15 protein-coding genes are annotated in these 15,647 nt (G+C 62.6%); 8 read left to right on the plus strand and 7 right to left on the minus strand.

Translation table 11 applies throughout. The features are described 5' to 3' along the window. Nucleotides 1-2: 2 nt before the first annotated feature. From AWB77_RS14045 to AWB77_RS14055, 4 genes are all read right to left on the minus strand, one after another. Nucleotides 3-1,697, minus strand: coding sequence for a formylmethanofuran dehydrogenase subunit A (locus AWB77_RS14045; RefSeq protein WP_061135035.1), 1,695 nt, complete (start codon nt 1,695-1,697; stop codon nt 3-5). Beyond that, nucleotides 1,694-2,941: a molybdopterin-binding domain-containing protein gene (locus AWB77_RS14050; protein ID WP_061135036.1), complete on the minus strand. Its 1,248-nt coding sequence runs from the start codon at nt 2,939-2,941 to the stop codon at nt 1,694-1,696. Before AWB77_RS14050 ends, AWB77_RS14045 begins: the two co-directional genes overlap by 4 nt. Before the next feature lie 506 nt (nt 2,942-3,447). Then, the gene (locus AWB77_RS35790) at nt 3,448-3,768 is read right to left on the minus strand and encodes a hypothetical protein (protein WP_157694810.1); all 321 of its coding nucleotides are present in this window, start codon (nt 3,766-3,768) and stop codon (nt 3,448-3,450) included. A gap of 90 nt (nt 3,769-3,858) precedes the next feature. Further along, entirely contained in the window at nt 3,859-4,593 is a 735-nt protein-coding gene (locus AWB77_RS14055; RefSeq protein WP_061135037.1) for a HisA/HisF-related TIM barrel protein, read from the minus strand. A 13-nt stretch (nt 4,594-4,606) separates the two neighbouring features. Here AWB77_RS14055 and AWB77_RS14060 point away from each other — a divergent pair, with 13 nt between their 5' ends. The 3 genes from AWB77_RS14060 (at nt 4,607) to AWB77_RS14070 (ending at nt 7,466) form a co-directional block, all read left to right on the plus strand. Further along, nucleotides 4,607-5,647, plus strand: coding sequence for an ATP-grasp domain-containing protein (locus tag AWB77_RS14060; RefSeq protein ID WP_061135149.1), 1,041 nt, complete (start codon nt 4,607-4,609; stop codon nt 5,645-5,647). Beyond that, the gene (locus AWB77_RS14065) at nt 5,644-6,810 is read left to right on the plus strand and encodes a hydantoinase/oxoprolinase family protein (protein ID WP_061135150.1); all 1,167 of its coding nucleotides are present in this window, start codon (nt 5,644-5,646) and stop codon (nt 6,808-6,810) included. Before AWB77_RS14060 ends, AWB77_RS14065 begins: the two co-directional genes overlap by 4 nt. 68 nt (nt 6,811-6,878) lie before the next feature. Then, on the plus strand, nt 6,879-7,466 hold the full coding sequence (locus AWB77_RS14070; RefSeq protein WP_061135038.1) for an amino acid kinase family protein: 588 nt from the start codon (nt 6,879-6,881) through the stop codon (nt 7,464-7,466). Nucleotides 7,467-8,317: 851 nt separating this feature from the next. On the opposite strand, the gene AWB77_RS14075 is transcribed toward AWB77_RS14070, so the two are convergent. The 3 genes from AWB77_RS14075 to pqqA all read right to left on the minus strand — a co-directional run bounded on the left by AWB77_RS14075 (nt 8,318) and on the right by pqqA (nt 9,764). Next, nucleotides 8,318-9,007 (minus strand): (5-formylfuran-3-yl)methyl phosphate synthase, encoded by a 690-nt coding sequence (locus tag AWB77_RS14075; RefSeq protein WP_061135039.1) that lies wholly within the window; start codon nt 9,005-9,007, stop codon nt 8,318-8,320. Nucleotides 9,008-9,043: 36 nt separating this feature from the next. Beyond that, nucleotides 9,044-9,610 (minus strand): DUF447 domain-containing protein, encoded by a 567-nt coding sequence (locus AWB77_RS14080; protein WP_061135040.1) that lies wholly within the window; start codon nt 9,608-9,610, stop codon nt 9,044-9,046. Nucleotides 9,611-9,689: 79 nt separating this feature from the next. Next, nucleotides 9,690-9,764 (minus strand): pyrroloquinoline quinone precursor peptide PqqA, encoded by a 75-nt coding sequence (gene pqqA / locus AWB77_RS37195; protein ID WP_008354335.1) that lies wholly within the window; start codon nt 9,762-9,764, stop codon nt 9,690-9,692. Between the two features lie 359 nt (nt 9,765-10,123). On the opposite strand from pqqA, the gene AWB77_RS14085 reads away from it, so the two are divergent. The 5 genes from AWB77_RS14085 to AWB77_RS14105 all read left to right on the plus strand — a co-directional run bounded on the left by AWB77_RS14085 (nt 10,124) and on the right by AWB77_RS14105 (nt 15,641). Beyond that, nucleotides 10,124-11,617: a form I ribulose bisphosphate carboxylase large subunit gene (locus AWB77_RS14085; RefSeq protein ID WP_061135041.1), complete on the plus strand. Its 1,494-nt coding sequence runs from the start codon at nt 10,124-10,126 to the stop codon at nt 11,615-11,617. A 655-nt stretch (nt 11,618-12,272) separates the two neighbouring features. Then, the gene (locus AWB77_RS14090; protein ID WP_061135042.1) at nt 12,273-12,692 is read left to right on the plus strand and encodes a ribulose bisphosphate carboxylase small subunit; all 420 of its coding nucleotides are present in this window, start codon (nt 12,273-12,275) and stop codon (nt 12,690-12,692) included. A 13-nt stretch (nt 12,693-12,705) separates the two neighbouring features. Continuing rightward, nucleotides 12,706-13,620: a CbbX protein gene (cbbX, locus tag AWB77_RS14095; protein WP_061135043.1), complete on the plus strand. Its 915-nt coding sequence runs from the start codon at nt 12,706-12,708 to the stop codon at nt 13,618-13,620. Between the two features lie 16 nt (nt 13,621-13,636). Continuing rightward, entirely contained in the window at nt 13,637-14,731 is a 1,095-nt protein-coding gene (locus AWB77_RS14100) for a class 1 fructose-bisphosphatase (protein ID WP_061135044.1), read from the plus strand. A 37-nt stretch (nt 14,732-14,768) separates the two neighbouring features. Further along, nucleotides 14,769-15,641, plus strand: coding sequence for a phosphoribulokinase (locus tag AWB77_RS14105; RefSeq protein ID WP_061135045.1), 873 nt, complete (start codon nt 14,769-14,771; stop codon nt 15,639-15,641). The last annotated feature ends 6 nt before the right edge of the window (nt 15,642-15,647 follow it).

Below are 15,647 nucleotides of genomic sequence, written 5' to 3' on the forward strand. Positions count from 1 at the left end.
CGTCAGCTCCCGCTCGCCGCGAAGCACGCGACGGGCAACAGCCGCCCGCCGTTGCAGCATGCGCAGATCTCATCGTCGCCGATAGCGATGTTCTCGAAGCGCGTCGCGAGATTCTTCTGTGTGAATTCGCGCACGCGCTTTTCGATCGCGCGGTCGTACTCGGGGCGCACATAATGAATGCCGCCCGTGGGCGTCGCGAGCAGCGTGCCGTCGCGCGCGATAAGCTCGCCGTCCTTGAACACATACGCGGGCGATGTGAACATGCGCTCGCGATCCGCATCGTCGCGATACACGGCGATATCCGCCGCCGCGCCCGCGCCGAGATGCCCGCGATCCGTAAGTCCCAGCAGCTTCGCGGGACCGGCGCGCGTGATGATCGCGATGTCGTACAGCGAGAACTCGCGCGTGATCTCGGCGAGTGCGCTCGCGGTCTTCGCGTCGGCGTGCAGCGTGTCGAGTTGTTCGTCGCGAAAGGACTTGTCCATCAGCAGACGAATCAGATGCGGATAGCTCGTGAAGGGCGCGCCGTTCGGATGATCGGTGGTCATCGAGACGCGCCAGGGATCGTCGACGAGCAGAAAGATCTCCAGCCCGATGATCCATTGCAGCGCATTCACGAAGCTCTGTTCGCGATACTTGAACGGCACGACGCCGCAACCCGCATCGCATTCGATATCGCCGAGAATCCATTTGCGCGGCCGGGCCATCGGCGCGTTCTTGAACTGCATCATCGTGTCGCCCGATGCGGTGACTGTCTGGCCGAAGATGATCTGGCCGACATCGATCGTCACGTTGGGACGCGCGTTCACCGCATCGGCAATCGCGCGCGCGCCCGATGAAAACTTGCGCGGGCCTTCGGTGCCGTAGCTATGAAACTGGATATGCGTCAGATGAATGGGCAGGCCTTCGGCTGTGTCCATCGTCCTGATGGTCGATTCGATGTTGCCCGGCACGCCGAGATTGCTCGCATGGACATGCAGCGGATGCGGCACGCGCAGATCGGTGAGCGCGCGCGTGAGCGTCTTCAACACATCGCGCGGCGTGATGCCGTAACGCACGTGTCTTTCATCGACATCCAAGGATCGCTGATTGAACTTGAACGCCGATATCCCGCCCGGATTCACGACTTTCACGCCGAGCGCCTTGCTCGAATCGATGGTCCATCCGACGTAATCGCGCAGACGTTCGAAGTCTTCGTGTGCGGCGAGCATTTGAAGAAAGAGTTCGTCGTTGCCCATCATCACGTAGGCGCCGTGATCGATGATCGGCGTGTCGCCCATTTCCAGATGCGCGTGACGCGCGTTCGACGCGATCATCGCCGGCTCGAACGCTGCCGTGTAACCCATTTCCGCGTAGCGATAGCCCGCCGCGAGTGTGCCCGGCGCGCATACGCCGCAAGAGGGCAGACGCATGTAACGCCCTTCGTCGGGACGATGCGGCACGGCGCGCGGATCGTCGCGATGATCTTCGGGCAAGAGCACGCGCGACAGATTCGTCTTGCCGCCGCCGATATGCGAATGCAGGTCGATGCCGCCCGCCATTACGATCATGCCGCTGGCGTCGTAATCGCGGTCGATGCTTTCGTTCGAAGCAGCATCGACGATACGGCCATCGCGGATATAGATATCGCGCTTCACGCCATCGACGCCGTTCGCAGGATCGTACAGCGTGCCGCCTTTGAGGCACGTGAGGCTCATGCGCGTCTCCTTGCCTGCGCGAGTTGCGACGCGATCGATGCGACCGTCGGCAATGCGTAGTCGCGCGCGGCGGCGAGGGGCGCGACGACCGATGTATCGACGCGAAAGAGATGGCCGCCGCTGTCGATGCCGGGCGTCGCGACCGGAATGAACACGGTCGGCGCGTGGCGCGCGGGCACATTCGTCGATGGATGCGCGAGGATGATCGCGGGCACGTTGTCATCGAGCGATGCAGGCAGCGGTTCGGGCGCGAAGCTCGACACCCAGACGAGCGCATCGATTTCGCCGCGCTGCAGCAGCGTCTGCGTGCGATAGCGATGCGCGTCGTGATCGAGCGGCAGACCGTACGCGACGCGCGTGCGCAGCGGAAAGCCCGAGAGCCACGTGATCGTTTGATTGACGGACGCGGCGCCATCGTCGCCGGTCAGGGCGAGCGTGCCTGCGCGCGTAGTGCGGTTGAGCGCCTTGACGATGCGTTGCAGCGCTTCGATCGCGAGCGTCGCATGTTGCGTCAGCAGTGCCGACGGTTCGTAGATGAACGCGGTGTATTGCGCGGCGTTGATGCGTTCGGTCAGCGCGGCGAGTTCGGGCGCGGGAATCGCGCGGCCGCCTTCAACGAGCGCGGACCATAGCGCGAGCGTATCGAATGGATCGGCGTTCGGGAGGATGGATTCGGCGTTGGCGGGTGCGGCTTTATCGATGCCGCATCCGACGAATACGGCTTGCTTATCGAGGCTTTCGCTTGCGATGCGTTCGAAGAAGCGCGGATAGTGCTTCGACGGCTCGCATCCAAACACGACGATGAGATCGGCGCGCGAGCGCACTTCGGAGAGCGTCGTGAAGAATGCGCCGCGGTCTTGCAGGGCGCGATTGCTGTCGGCGAGCGTGTCGCCGTGCAGATGATCGAGGATTGCGCCGTGCTGTGCGGCGAGTTCATAGAGCGCGCGTGCGCCGGCTACGTCGGTCGCGAGTCCGCTGAAGAGCGGTCGACGTGCTTTCGACAGGATCGCAGCGGCTTGCGAGAGCGCCGATGTTTCGTTGGTGATTTGCGCGTTTATCGTTGGTCTTTGGTTTGCATCGTCTGGACCGAAGCGGGCAAGGGATGCTTCCAGACGCAGGCACGCGGGGTGAGGCGCCGCTAGGGCGGGCGCGAGTGCGATGTCGTCGCATAGCAGAGGGCAGAAGGGGCAGGTCCAGGCCGGGGCCTGCCGGTTCGGCGTTGGGGATGGTGGGGGTTCGTGCATGGTGGAGCTTTGGAGCAAGGTTTATGCCTTTTTTTTCGGTTGGTCCCGTTTTCGTGTCGGTCTATTAGCACTGCCCCTGTGCGGGGCGGCACTTACTTTCTTTGCTGCTGCAAAGAAAGTAAGCAAAGAAAGCAGCTTTTCAGGCCCGCGGTCACACGCAGTTTGGGTAGTACTCTCGTCCTCGGTGGCACTCGCCTAAGTGTCGCCCTCATAGGCCCAATCGGGCTTGGCTCGCGCACGGTCTGCCGCCCAACACCGTATAACGCGCTGGTTCAGCGCGAAAAAGCGTCGGCACGGCGCTGCGCGCTGCCGTTGGGTATGCGAGCGAAACCATCGAAGAAGAAGCACTTGCAAACCCGCTTGACCCATCGGCCGCGAAGCGGGCCGGAGCTGTTTGGTGCTGAACCCGCGCGCTAAACGGACTCGCGAATCGGACCGTGCGCGAGCCAAGCCGGGTGATTGTGATGAGGGCACTCTTTAGGCGAGTGCCACGGTGAACGAGAGGACTACCCAAACTGCGTGTGACCGCGGGCGTAACAGAAGCTGCTTTCTTTGCTTACTTTCTTTGCAGCAGCAAAGAAAGTGAGTGCCGCCCCGCACAGGGGCAATGCTAATAGACCGAAGCGAAAACGGGATCCGGCGAAGAAGCAAGAAGGCACGCATCCTCTATGCGCCTGAAAGTGATTGCCGCCGCGCAGAACGGCATCCGGCGAAGAAGCAAGAACACATGCATCCTCGATGCGCCTGAAAGTGATCGCCACCGCGCAAACGACATCCGGCGAGGAAGCAAGAAAACATGCTCCGCGATGCAACACACTGTCACCCATGCGCCACGCGCTGCAACACCTGCCCGCGAACCAGCGCCCCGCGAACCCAACCCCCAAACCGCAACAAGCCGATTGGCACAAATATTGAGTTCACTGCTCGAACGCCCCGCGATGCACATCGCTTAACCGCAAAGAGCCATCGTGAATAGCGGAAGCAACGAGCCACGCAGCAGCGCCGCCCTCGCGAGCGAGCGCGAGATCATCGGCATGACGGATTCCCCCCGCGCCGATGATCTCCCGCGCGCCCGCAAGCGCCCGCACCGCAGCGAACGTATCGAGGTCAGGTCCGCCATGCGCGCCCACGTGATCCAACGTCATCACGATCACGCGCGACGGCCACCAGCCGCTCCCGGCATGTGTCGCGCCAAGCGCGCGCCCGCCGCGATAGTCGAGCGACAGGATCGGCTCGAAGCCGCTAGCCGACGCCCGCGCGATCGCATCGATGTCAAGCAGGGTCTCGGTGCCGAACACGGGCACGATCGCGGCAGGCGCGGGCGAGCGCGACAAGGAAGCGATGCGTTCGAGCAGCGCACGCATCGGCGCAAAGGCCGTGAAGCCCGCGTCGAGCCAGATCGTGAAGCCGTCGTCGAAAGCATCGCGAAGCGCGGCGAGCGCGTGATCGTGCGCGCCGCGTGAAAGGATCGCGCCCAGATCGGCGACGTACAACGTGCGCGCGCCGGTCGCGGCGACGAGCGCGCGGGCGATCGCGACAGGATCGCTCGTCGCGCACAACGAGGACTGGATCGGCCGATAGCGCGAACGCTCGCCGCGCACCGCGTGCACCGCGTGGCCGTCGAGCAGATCGAGAACGGGTATCACCTGCATGGATGGCTTTCCTTTGACCAAGATCTTCGTATTCGAGTATCTCACCGGCGGCGGCATCGATCCGGACGCGGCAGGCGCAGGCAGCCTCGCCGATCTCTCCGCGCTGATCGTCGAGGGCCGCGTGATGCGCGATGCCATCGCCGCCGACTTGCGCGCGCTGCCGGGCGTCGACGTGACCGTAGCATGCTCGCGCTTCGAACAATTCGACGACGCGAGCGGCTACGTGTGCGCGCAGCCGGGCGAGCCGCTCATACGCTTCGTGGCCCGCGTCGCGCGCAAGCATGACTATGCCTGCATCGTCGCGCCCGAGTGCGACGGCCTGCTGCTCAAACTCTACGACGCCGTCGGCCAGGCGCGCTGGCTCGGCTGCGCGAAGGAAGCGATCCGCGCGGCATCGAGCAAGAGCGCCACCGCCGCGTGTCTTGCCGCGCGCAGCATCGCCGCGACGCCCGCGCTCGAACCGGAAAGCGCGACCGCGGCTATCGGGCGGCGCTGGGTCGTCAAGCCCGACGACGGCGCGGGCGGCCTCGACACCTATGTCTACGACGACCTCGCCGCCGCGCGCGACGAGTACGCAGCGCGCGCCGAAGCGGGCCGCTATCCCGTGCTGCAGGAATGGATCGACGGCGAGCCGCTCAGTCTTTCGCTGATCTGCCGCGACCGGCTTTCGAGGCTCGTGAGCATCAACCGGCAGCGCATCGGCATGTCGGACGCGGCGGGATCGGGACGGCGCGAGCGCATCGTTCAGTTCGATGGCGTCGACGTCGATCGCATCGATCGGCATGGTCCGCAAGGACGCGCGCTGGAGCGGCTCGCGCTGCGTGTGGCCGATGCGTTTCCGGGCCTGCGCGGCTTCGTGGGCATCGACGTCGTGTGGCATCCGGAGCGCGGGCCGGTCGTGATCGAAGTGAATCCGCGCCTCACGGTCGCGTATGCGGAACTGAGCCGGCGCGGCGGCCGTAATCTCGCGGCTGAGTTGCTCGCGGCGCATCGCGTGCCGGGCTTCGACGGCGATGCCGGATTGCTGCGCGCATGCGCCGGAGCATCGTCATGACGACATCGACATCGACATCGACATCGACATCGACATCGACATCGACATCGAACGATGCGCCCGTGTTCGGCTGGGACGTGGGCGGCGCGCACGTCAAGGTGTCGATGGCGACGCGTGCGGGCGCGCTCGTCGACGTCGCGCAGTGGGCGTGTCCGTTGTGGCAGGGCATGGCGCATCTCGAGCGCGCGATCGACGCGATGTTCGAGCGCTGGCCCTGGGCCGCCGATGCAACCGCGCGCCACGCCGTCACGATGACTGGCGAGATGGTCGATCTCTTCGCCGACCGCGCCGAGGGCGTGCGCATGTTGACGCGCGCACTTGCGCAACGGCTCGGGCCGCGCACGATGTTCTTCGCCGGCGATGCGGGCTGGCTCGCGCGTTCGGCGTGCGCGGACGGCTGGCGCAAGGTTGCATCGGCGAACTGGCTCGCGAGCGCGCAATGGGTCGCGTCGCGCATGCCGGACGCGGTGTTCGTCGATATAGGCAGCACGACGACGGACATCGTGCCGATCGTCGGCGGACAGGTCGTCGCGCACGGTTCGAACGATGCCGAGCGGCTCGTGAGCGGCGAACTCGTCTATCAGGGCGTCGTGCGCACGCCGTTGTGCGGGCTCGCGCATCGCATCGAGTTTCGCGGCAAGACGACGGGCGTGATGAACGAATGGTTCGCGACGACGGCGGATGTGTATCGTCTGACGGGCGAGTTGTGGCCGGGCCACGATCAGCATCCGAGCGCCGACAGCGGCCCGAAGACAGAAGCCGCGAGCCGCACGCGGATTGCGCGGATGATCGGCCGCGACGCCGCCGATGCGGGCGATGCCGAGTGGCGGCGTTTCGCGCAGAGCTGGCGGCACGAGCAGTTGCGCGCGCTGGAGGTGAGCTTTGCGCGCGTGGTCGCGCAGGATGCTGCGTTGGCGGCCGCGCCTGTGGTCGGCGCGGGCTGCGGGCGTTTTCTCGCGGCGGCGCTGGCGCGGCAGGAAGCGCGCGGTTACTTGGATTTCGCGCGGCTCGCCGGTGTCGCCGACGACGATGCGACGCGTGCCGAATGGGTATCGACGTGCGCGCCGAGTGTGGCGGTGGCGCTGCTGGCGTTGACGGCGGCGACGAGCGTGCGCGGCAACGCGGGAGATCGGTCGGACGATGCATCGGCGCGCGCCGCGTGATAGCGTGCGAAACATAGCGAAGGACACGGGCGCGTGGCCCGGCGGCATGATCGAACGAGGACTGGAATATGTGGGTGGTGAAGATCGGGGGGAGCCTGAGTCACGACCCGGCGCTGCGCGAATGGTTGACGCGGCTATGGGAAGTGGGCGGCGGGCGGGTCGTGATCGTGCCGGGTGGCGGGGATTTCGCGGACGCGGTGCGGCAGTATCAGCAGGAATGGCATTTCGACGATCTCGCGGCGCATAACATGTGTCTGCTCGCGATGGCGCAATACGCGATTCTGATGCAGGGCGTGGTGCCGGAGCTCGTGCTGGCGTCGAACGAGGAACGCATCCGGCGCGCATTGCGCGATGGCCGGGTCGCGGTTTGGGTGCCGACCGATCTGATGCGCGCGACGCCGGATTCGATGACCAACTGGGATACGACGTCGGATTCGCTCGCCGCCTGGCTTTCGAGTTTGCTCAATGCTGAGCGGTTGGTGATTGTGAAGTCATGTGATGTCGGAGCGGGGGTGCCGCTCGATGTGCTTGCTGCCAGGGGTATTCTGGATCGGCGGTTTACCGCTTATGTGCGGGATGCTAATTACATCGTCGAGGTTTTTTGCAAGTCGGATCTCGATGTTGTCAGGGATCGGTTGTTGAATGTTTTGGTTTAGGGTTTTTTGTTTTTGGGTTGGTCCCGTATTCGTGTCGGTCTATTAGCGTTGCCCCTGTGCGGGGCGGCAGTCACTTTCTTTGCTGCTGCAAAGAAAGTAACCAAAGAAAGCAGCTTTTTCAGGCCCGCGGTCACACGCACGTTGGGTAGTCCTCTCGTTCACCGTGGCACTCGCCTAACGTGTGCCCTCATCATAATCACCCGGCTTGGATCGCGCACGGTCTGACTCGCTAGTCCGTTTCGCGCGCGGGTTCAGCACCAAATAGCTCCGGCCCGCTACGCGGCCGATCGGTCAAGCGGGTTTGCAAGTGCTTCTTCTTCGATGGTTTCCCTCGCATACCCAACGGCAGCGCGTAGCGCTGTGCCGAAACTATTTCGTGCTGAACCCGCGCGTTAAGCGGTGTTGGGCGGCAGACCGTGCGCGAGCCAAGCCCGGTTGGGCTTATGAGGGCGACACTTAGGCGAGTGCCACCGAGGACGAGAGTACTACCCAAACTGCGTGTGACCGCGGGCTTAGAAAAGCTGCTTTCTTTGCTTACTTTCTTTGCAGCAGCAAAGAAAGTAAGTGCCGCCCCGCACAGGGGCAACGCTAATAGACCGACACGAAAACGGGACCACCTAAACCTAAAAGAAGGAACTAAAACCTCATGCGCTTAAGACAAGCCTGCGTAGTTTATCGAGGACACTCTTTAGGCGAGAGCCACCGTGGACGAGAGAACTACCCAACGTGCGTGTGACCGCAGGCCTGAAAAGCTGCTTTCTTTGGTTGCAGCAGCAAAGAAAGTAAGTGCCGCCCCGCACAGGGGCAGTGCTAATAGCCCACAAAGAAAACGGGATCCGGCAAAAAAAGGCTCAACAACCAAGATGCAACGCCCGAACCCATTCCCGAACGCGAAGAGGATCAAGCCTCCCCCCTCGCCCATCACGCGCATCACACAAAGCTCCACGAAAACCAGCAATATCCGGCGCGAGCGATCGAATCCTGCCGAGGTCGCCCCACCCGAGCGATCCCGCCACCGCGATCATCGTCCCGCGCACACGCGCATCGCTGATACAGTCCGCAAGCATCCCCACATCGACGCAATCGAACAGCGTGCGCCCGTCCTTGCTCGCCGTATCGAACACGATGCCGACAAAGCCGAGTTGCGCCGCAAGCGCGGCCAGTTCGCGATCCACGCCATCGTCGGATAAGAGCACCGGCACGACAGCCGCCGGCAAGCTCGCCAGATGCCGCAGGCAAGCAACAGCGCCCACGCCCGGCGACACACCGACCTTCACATAATCGACGCCGGTCGCAGCGACATCGAGCACGCGCACAGTCATCTCGTCGAGCGCATCGTTGGGAAGATCGCCGATGGTCGCGCTGATCGGCCGCACCGCGTACCGCACGCGCAATTCACGCACGATCCGCGCGATATCGTCGATGGCAACGGCGCCCAGCGCGCCCGCGCGCGGTTCCTTCAGATCGATCAGTTCGGCGCCGGCCTGCGCGGCATCGAATGCTTCGTCGGCCGAGCGCACGCTCGCGAGCAATATGGTCATCGTCGTTACTCCAGAGGGATTGCTACGCAAGGCGCGTCACGTCAGCGCCTTCGCGCGATGCGCCTCGATCGCCTGCATCAGCCACAGCCACGCTTCGCGCTCGTCGTCGCCCGCGGTCTTGTCGATCGCGATCTGCAAATATGCGACTTCACTGTCCACTTTTTCCGGCGGCAACATGAAAAGACGGCTCACGAGAATGGCGCCCTCGACAACCGCTGCCTGCGCGCGATTGAAGCCCGCAAACGGCGCGTGCGTCGCGCGATGCACGCACGCCATGCGCAAGGTCGGACGCGTCTGGTCGTCGACGATTTCTGCCAGACGCAACTCTATATGCGCGAGCGGCGCTGCGAGGCGCACGCTCGGCACGATGTCGGCGGCAAGCGTCGGCCAGTCGTGCGCGATGCCCGTCACGCAGCCCGCGAAAATGCGTACGTCCGTAGTCAGATTGACGACGGCGCTCTTCGTCGCGATGACGTTATCGAGCGTCGCCGATGGACGGAACGGCGCGAGAATCGCAAAGCCTTCTTCGAAGCGCACGCCCATCGGCGCAATGTGCGGCCGGCCATCGCGATCCGCGGTCGTGACGATGGTCTCGTAGATCATGATGGTCGGCGCAATACATGGGTAGCCGCACGAAAGACCGCGATGCCTTCACGCGGCTTCGTGCGGGTTCGATCCGCGTTCAGCGGGTAGCGATATACATCGTGATTTCAAAACCGAAACGCATATCGGTGAAGCTCGGCGTAGTCCATTGCATGCGCGTTCCTCCAGTGAGAGTCGGGTGAATGCCTCTGTTACCACTTCGATGATGTGCCGATGCGGACGAATCCGCCAGGCGGCCGGGAGGGGGCCGGCGTTTCGACGATGCAAGCGTCATGCCAAAGACATGAAGCGGATGCCGAAGACGCAGCCTGCTAATCATGCGCGCGCACTGTGACGAAACCAGAACAAAGTGTCCCATTGCTGCGTTCATAAACGCATCAGGGCTAATCCCGACTAAGGCATCGTTTAAGGCGGGGCAAGAAATTCGTGAATTCCTTTCTGCGCGCGCCGTGCTTACTCTGCAATCACAGCAGGCGCAGCACCTCACACTCATCTCATTGTCGAGGAAACGGAATGAACGACTTCAGCAAGGCCGCCGTCGAGGCGGTGCGCAATCCGTCCGATCCGCGCTCGCGCTATGCGGCCGGCGTCATGAAGTATCGCGAGATGGGCTACTGGCAGCCCGATTACACGCCAAAGGAAACCGATGTGATCGCGCTCTTTCGCATCACGCCGCAAGCAGGCGTCGAGCCGGAGGAAGCGGCCGCGGCAGTGGCGGGCGAATCGTCGACGGCGACATGGACCGTCGTATGGACCGATCGTCTCACCGCATGCGACATGTATCGCGCGAAGGCGTATCGCGTCGAGCCGGTGCCGAACGCGCGCGCCGACGAGCCGCAGTACTTCGCGTACATCGCGTATGAACTCGATTTGTTCGAGGAAGGATCCGTTGCGAACCTGACTGCGTCGATCATCGGCAATGTGTTCGGCTTCAAGCCGCTGAAGACGCTGCGTCTCGAAGACATGCGCATCCCCGTTGCGTATCTGAAGACGTTTCAGGGACCGCCGACGGGCATCGTCGTCGAACGTGAAAGGCTCGACAAATACGGACGTCCGCTGCTCGGCGCAACGGTGAAGCCGAAGCTCGGCTTGTCGGGCAAGAACTATGGACGCGTCGTGTATGAAGGTCTCAAAGGCGGACTCGATTTTCTGAAGGACGACGAGAACATCAACTCGCAGGCGTTCATGCACTGGCGCGATCGTTATCTCTTCGCGATGGAAGCGGTGCATCGCGCGCAGGCCGAGACCGGCGAAGTGAAGGGCCATTATCTGAACGTGACGGCCGGCACGATGGAGGACATGTACGAGCGCGCGGAATTCGCGAAAGAGCTCGGCTCATGCATCGTGATGATCGATCTCGTGATTGGCTGGACGGCGATTCAGTCGATGTCGAAGTGGGCGCGTCGCAACGACATGATCCTGCATCTGCATCGCGCGGGACATGGGACTTATACGCGGCAGCGCAATCACGGCATTTCGTTTCGCGTGATCGCGAAGTGGCTGCGCATGGCGGGTGTCGATCATGCTCATGCGGGCACTGCTGTCGGCAAGCTCGAGGGCGATCCGTTATCGGTGCAGGGGTATTACAACGTGTGCCGCGATGCGCGCAACGAGCCGGATCTGTCGCGTGGGATCTTCTTCGATCAGCCTTGGGCGGGATTGCGCAAGGTGATGCCGGTGGCATCCGGTGGCATTCATGCCGGGCAGATGCATCAACTGCTCGATCTGTTCGGCGATGATTGCATTTTGCAGTTCGGTGGCGGGACGATTGGACATCCGCAAGGGATTCAGGCCGGGGCGACGGCGAATCGCGTCGCGCTCGAAGCGATGGTCAAAGCGCGGAACGAGGGGCGCGATATTGCTCGTGAAGGGGGCGAGATTCTCGATGCCGCTGCGCGGGGGTGTACGCCGTTGAAGCTCGCGCTCGATACGTGGCGCGATGTCACGTTTAACTATGCTTCTACCGATATGCCGGATTTTGCTGTTACTGCTTCTGCTGCGGTTTGAGGTTTTTTTTGGGTGATCCCGTATTCGTGTCGGTTTATTAGCGTTGCCCCTGTGCGGGGCGGCACTTACTTTCTTTGCTGCTGCAAAGAAAGTAAGCAAAGAAAGCAGCTTTTCAGGCCCGCAGTCATACGCAGTTTGGGTAGTTCTCTTGTCCTCGGTGGCACTCGCCTAAGTGTCGCCCTCATAGGCCCAATCGGGCTTGGCTCGCGCACGGTCTGACTTGCCGTAACGCCAAGGGCGCTGGTTCAGCACGAAACGGTTCCGGCACAGCGCTACGCGCTGCCGTGGGGTGTACGAGGGAAACAGACGGCGCGCATGCGCTCGCGCACCCGATTGACCCATCGGCCGCGTAGCGGGCCGGAGCTATTTGGTGCTGAACCGGCACGCGAAACGGACTAGCTCGTCAGACCGTGCGCGAGCCAAGCCGGGTGACTATGATGAGGGCACTCTTTAGGCGAGTGCCACCTAGGAGGAGAGGACTACCCAAACTGCGTGTGACCGCGGGCCTGAAAAAGCTGCTTTCTTTGGTTACTTTCTTTGCAGCAGCAAAGAAAGTGACTGCCGCCCCGCACAGGGGCAGTGCTAATAGACCACCAAGAAACCGGGATCCGGCAAAAACGGAAACCAACAACCCCAACAAATTAAGGATGACAAAATGAACATCACGCAAGGCACCTTCTCCTTCCTCCCACCCTTAACCGATGAAGAAATATCGGCGCAAATAAGCTATGCACTAGACCAAGGCTGGGCCTGCTCAGTGGAATACACCGACGACCCCCATCCAAGAAACACGTATTGGGAAATGTGGGGCCTCCCCATGTTCGACCTGCACGATGCAGCCGGCGTGCTGATGGAAGTGAACGAATGCCGCAAGACCTATCCCGACCACTACATCAAGATCAACGCCTTCGACTCGGTGCGAGGCTTCGAAACCATGCGTCTCTCGTTCATCGTCAACCGACCAAAAGAAGAGCAAGGCTTCCGCCTCGAACGACAAGACGACAGAAGCCGCATCCAGCGCTATGCGATCCGCACCTACGCAACCGATCGCCCGAGCGGCGAGCGTTACCGATAAGGAGAGAAAAATCATGAGCGCAGAAGCCACGCTCGAAGAAGCGCCTCTTCAAACCACAGCCGATCTGATGGCGCTCTACCGCGAATCGCGCATCGGCGAAGTGCTCGCGGAACTGGACCGCGATCTCATCGGCCTTGCGCCGGTCAAGACGCGCATCCGCGAAATCGCCGCGCATCTGCTCGTCGAGCGCGCACGCGAAACGCTCGGCATCGCATCGGGCGCGCCCACGCTGCACATGTGCTTCTCGGGCAACCCTGGCACCGGCAAGACCACGGTCGCGCTGCGCATGGCGCAAGTGCTGCATCGCCTGGGCTATATCCGGCGCAATCATCTCGTCTCGGTGACGCGCGACGACCTCGTCGGCCAGTACATCGGTCATACCGCGCCCAAAACGCGCGAAGTGCTCAAGCGTGCGATGGGCGGCGTGCTCTTCATCGACGAGGCGTATTACCTCTATCGGCCAGAGAACGAACGCGACTACGGACAGGAAGCCATCGAAATACTGCTGCAAACGATGGAGAACCAGCGCGACGATCTCGTCGTGATTCTCGCGGGCTACGAATCGCGCATGGAAACGTTCTTTCATAGCAATCCGGGCTTTCGGTCGCGCATCGCGCATCACCTCGTTTTTCCCGATTACGCACCCGATGAACTTCTCCAGATTGCCGAACACATGCTCGCCGACATGCACTATCGCTTCGACGGCGACGCACGCAGCGCCTTCGAAGACTATCTCGCGCATCGCATCAGGCAGCCGAACTTCGCAAACGCGCGTTCGGTGCGCAACGCGCTCGATCGCGCGCGGCTGCGTCAGGCGAACCGGCTCTTTGCCGCAGCCGAAAGCGGCAACGCCACCGCCGATGCCGCCGCGCTAATGCAACTCGAAGCCGGCGATATCCGCGCAAGCCGCGTGTTCAACGACTCATGACGCCAAGGAGCGCACGATGCAGGACGGACGCACGACCTTATCGAAGTTCCTGATCGACACGCTGGACCGCAAGCCCGGACCCGAAGCGGCAAGCGGTCTGTCGGCGTTGCTCATCGACGTGGCCGCGTCGATCAAGACCATCGCAGCGGCATTGACGCGCGGCGCACTCGGCGGACAGCACGGCTCGGCGCAATCGATCAACACGCAAGGCGAAGAACAGAAGAAGCTCGACATCGTCACGAACGACATCTTCCTCCAGCATTGCGAGTGGGACGGACTGCTCGCGGGCATGGTCTCGGAAGAAATGGACGATGTCTACGCGATTCCCGATGCGTATCCGCGCGGCGAGTATCTGCTTGCATTCGATCCGCTCGATGGCTCGTCTAACATCGATATCAACGGCGTCGTCGGCTCGATCTTTTCAGTCATGCGGCGCGGCAGCGATGAAAGCGGCGCACCGGACGATGCAGCGTTCCTGCGTCCGGGCCGCGAACAAGTCGCGGCAGGCTACGCGATCTACGGACCATCGACGATGCTCGTGCTCTCCGTCGGCAACGGCACGCACGGCTTCACGCTCGAACGCGATGTCGGCAACTTCGTGCTCACGCATTCCGATATTCGCATCCCCGAAGATTCGTGCGAGTTCGCGATCAACGCATCGAACGAACGTTTCTGGGAACCGCCCGTGCGCCGCTATGTGCAGGAATGCAAGGACGGCCGCACCGGCTGCCGCGCGCAGGACTTCAACATGCGCTGGATCGCATCGATGGTCGCGGAAGTGCATCGCATCCTCATGCGCGGCGGCGTGTTCATGTATCCGCGCGACTTCAAGACCCCCGAGATGGAAGGACGCCTGCGCCTGCTGTACGAAGCGAGCCCAATGAGCTTTCTCGTCGAACAGGCGGGCGGTCTCTCGATCACCGGGCGCGAACGCATTCTCGATGTCGAGCCGCACGCGCTGCATCAGCGCGTGCCGGTGATACTCGGCTCGCGTAACGAAGTCGATCGCATCCAGCGCTATCACGGCGAATACGATCGCGGCGAAGACAAACCGTTCACGTCGCCGTTGTTCAAGGAACGGTCGCTGTTCCTGCCGGAAACCGAAGCGTAGAAACGCGCGACACACATAAAACACAGGGAGACAGCGCATGTCAGTCAAACATCCGATCGTCGCGGTGACGGGCTCGAGCGGCGCCGGCACCACCACCGTCATGAAGAGCTTCACGCATATCTTCAGGCGCGAGAAGATCAATGCGCAGATCGTCGAAGGCGATGCGTTTCATCGCTACGATCGGATCGGCATGCGCGAGGCGATGAAGCAGAGCGAGCGCGACGGTATCGTCAACTTCAGTCACTTCGGGCCGGAAGCGAATCTGCTCGAAGAACTCGAAGCCTTGTTCGCAAGCTATGGTGCGTCGGGCGGCGGACAGTTCCGTCACTACGTTCACGACGAAGGCGAAGCCGCGCATTACAGGCAGGACGCGGGCACGTTCACGCAGTGGGAAGACGTCGCGCCCGGCACCGACATGATGTTCTACGAAGGCCTGCACGGCGCGGCGGTGACCGGCAAGGTCGATATCGCGCGACATGCGGATCTGCTCGTCGGCGTCGTGCCCATCATCAATCTCGAATGGATTCAGAAGCTGCATCGCGATCAAACGATGCGCGGATATTCGCACGAAGCCGTCGTCGATACGATCCTGCGCCGCATGCCCGATTACGTGAACTACATCTGCCCGCAGTTCTCGCGCACGCATGTCAATTTCCAGCGCGTGCCGACCGTGGATACGTCGAATCCGTTCACTGCGCGCGAGATTCCGCGGCCCGATGAGAGCTTCGTCGTGATCCGCTTCACGAAGCCGAAGGGCATCGACTTCCCGTATCTGCTGACGATGCTGCACGACTCGTTCATGTCGCGGCCCAACGTAATCGTCGTGCCCGGCGGCAAGATGGGTCTCGCGATGCAGCTCATCTTCACGCCGATGATCCTGCAGCTACGCGACCGGCGCGCGCGCGCATAGAAGATT

Origin of the sequence: Caballeronia fortuita (assembly GCF_001544835.2) — a bacterium.
GTDB lineage: Bacteria > Pseudomonadota > Gammaproteobacteria > Burkholderiales > Burkholderiaceae > Caballeronia > Caballeronia fortuita.

What these genes read in the sequence shown, in the direction of transcription:
- AWB77_RS14045 (WP_061135035.1), bottom strand. Translation starts at nt 1,697, where the DNA reads ATGAGCCTCACGTGCCTCAAAGGCGGCACGCTGTACGATCCTGCGAAC.
- AWB77_RS14050 (WP_061135036.1), bottom strand. Translation starts at nt 2,941, where the DNA reads ATGCACGAACCCCCACCATCCCCAACGCCGAACCGGCAGGCCCCGGCC.
- AWB77_RS35790 (WP_157694810.1), bottom strand. Translation starts at nt 3,768, where the DNA reads ATGGGTGACAGTGTGTTGCATCGCGGAGCATGTTTTCTTGCTTCCTCG.
- AWB77_RS14055 (WP_061135037.1), bottom strand. Translation starts at nt 4,593, where the DNA reads ATGCAGGTGATACCCGTTCTCGATCTGCTCGACGGCCACGCGGTGCAC.
- AWB77_RS14065 (WP_061135150.1), top strand. Translation starts at nt 5,644, where the DNA reads ATGACGACATCGACATCGACATCGACATCGACATCGACATCGACATCG.
- AWB77_RS14070 (WP_061135038.1), top strand. Translation starts at nt 6,879, where the DNA reads ATGTGGGTGGTGAAGATCGGGGGGAGCCTGAGTCACGACCCGGCGCTG.
- AWB77_RS14075 (WP_061135039.1), bottom strand. Translation starts at nt 9,007, where the DNA reads ATGACCATATTGCTCGCGAGCGTGCGCTCGGCCGACGAAGCATTCGAT.
- AWB77_RS14080 (WP_061135040.1), bottom strand. Translation starts at nt 9,610, where the DNA reads ATGATCTACGAGACCATCGTCACGACCGCGGATCGCGATGGCCGGCCG.
- AWB77_RS14085 (WP_061135041.1), top strand. Translation starts at nt 10,124, where the DNA reads ATGAACGACTTCAGCAAGGCCGCCGTCGAGGCGGTGCGCAATCCGTCC.
- AWB77_RS14090 (WP_061135042.1), top strand. Translation starts at nt 12,273, where the DNA reads ATGAACATCACGCAAGGCACCTTCTCCTTCCTCCCACCCTTAACCGAT.
- cbbX (WP_061135043.1), top strand. Translation starts at nt 12,706, where the DNA reads ATGAGCGCAGAAGCCACGCTCGAAGAAGCGCCTCTTCAAACCACAGCC.
- AWB77_RS14100 (WP_061135044.1), top strand. Translation starts at nt 13,637, where the DNA reads ATGCAGGACGGACGCACGACCTTATCGAAGTTCCTGATCGACACGCTG.
- AWB77_RS14105 (WP_061135045.1), top strand. Translation starts at nt 14,769, where the DNA reads ATGTCAGTCAAACATCCGATCGTCGCGGTGACGGGCTCGAGCGGCGCC.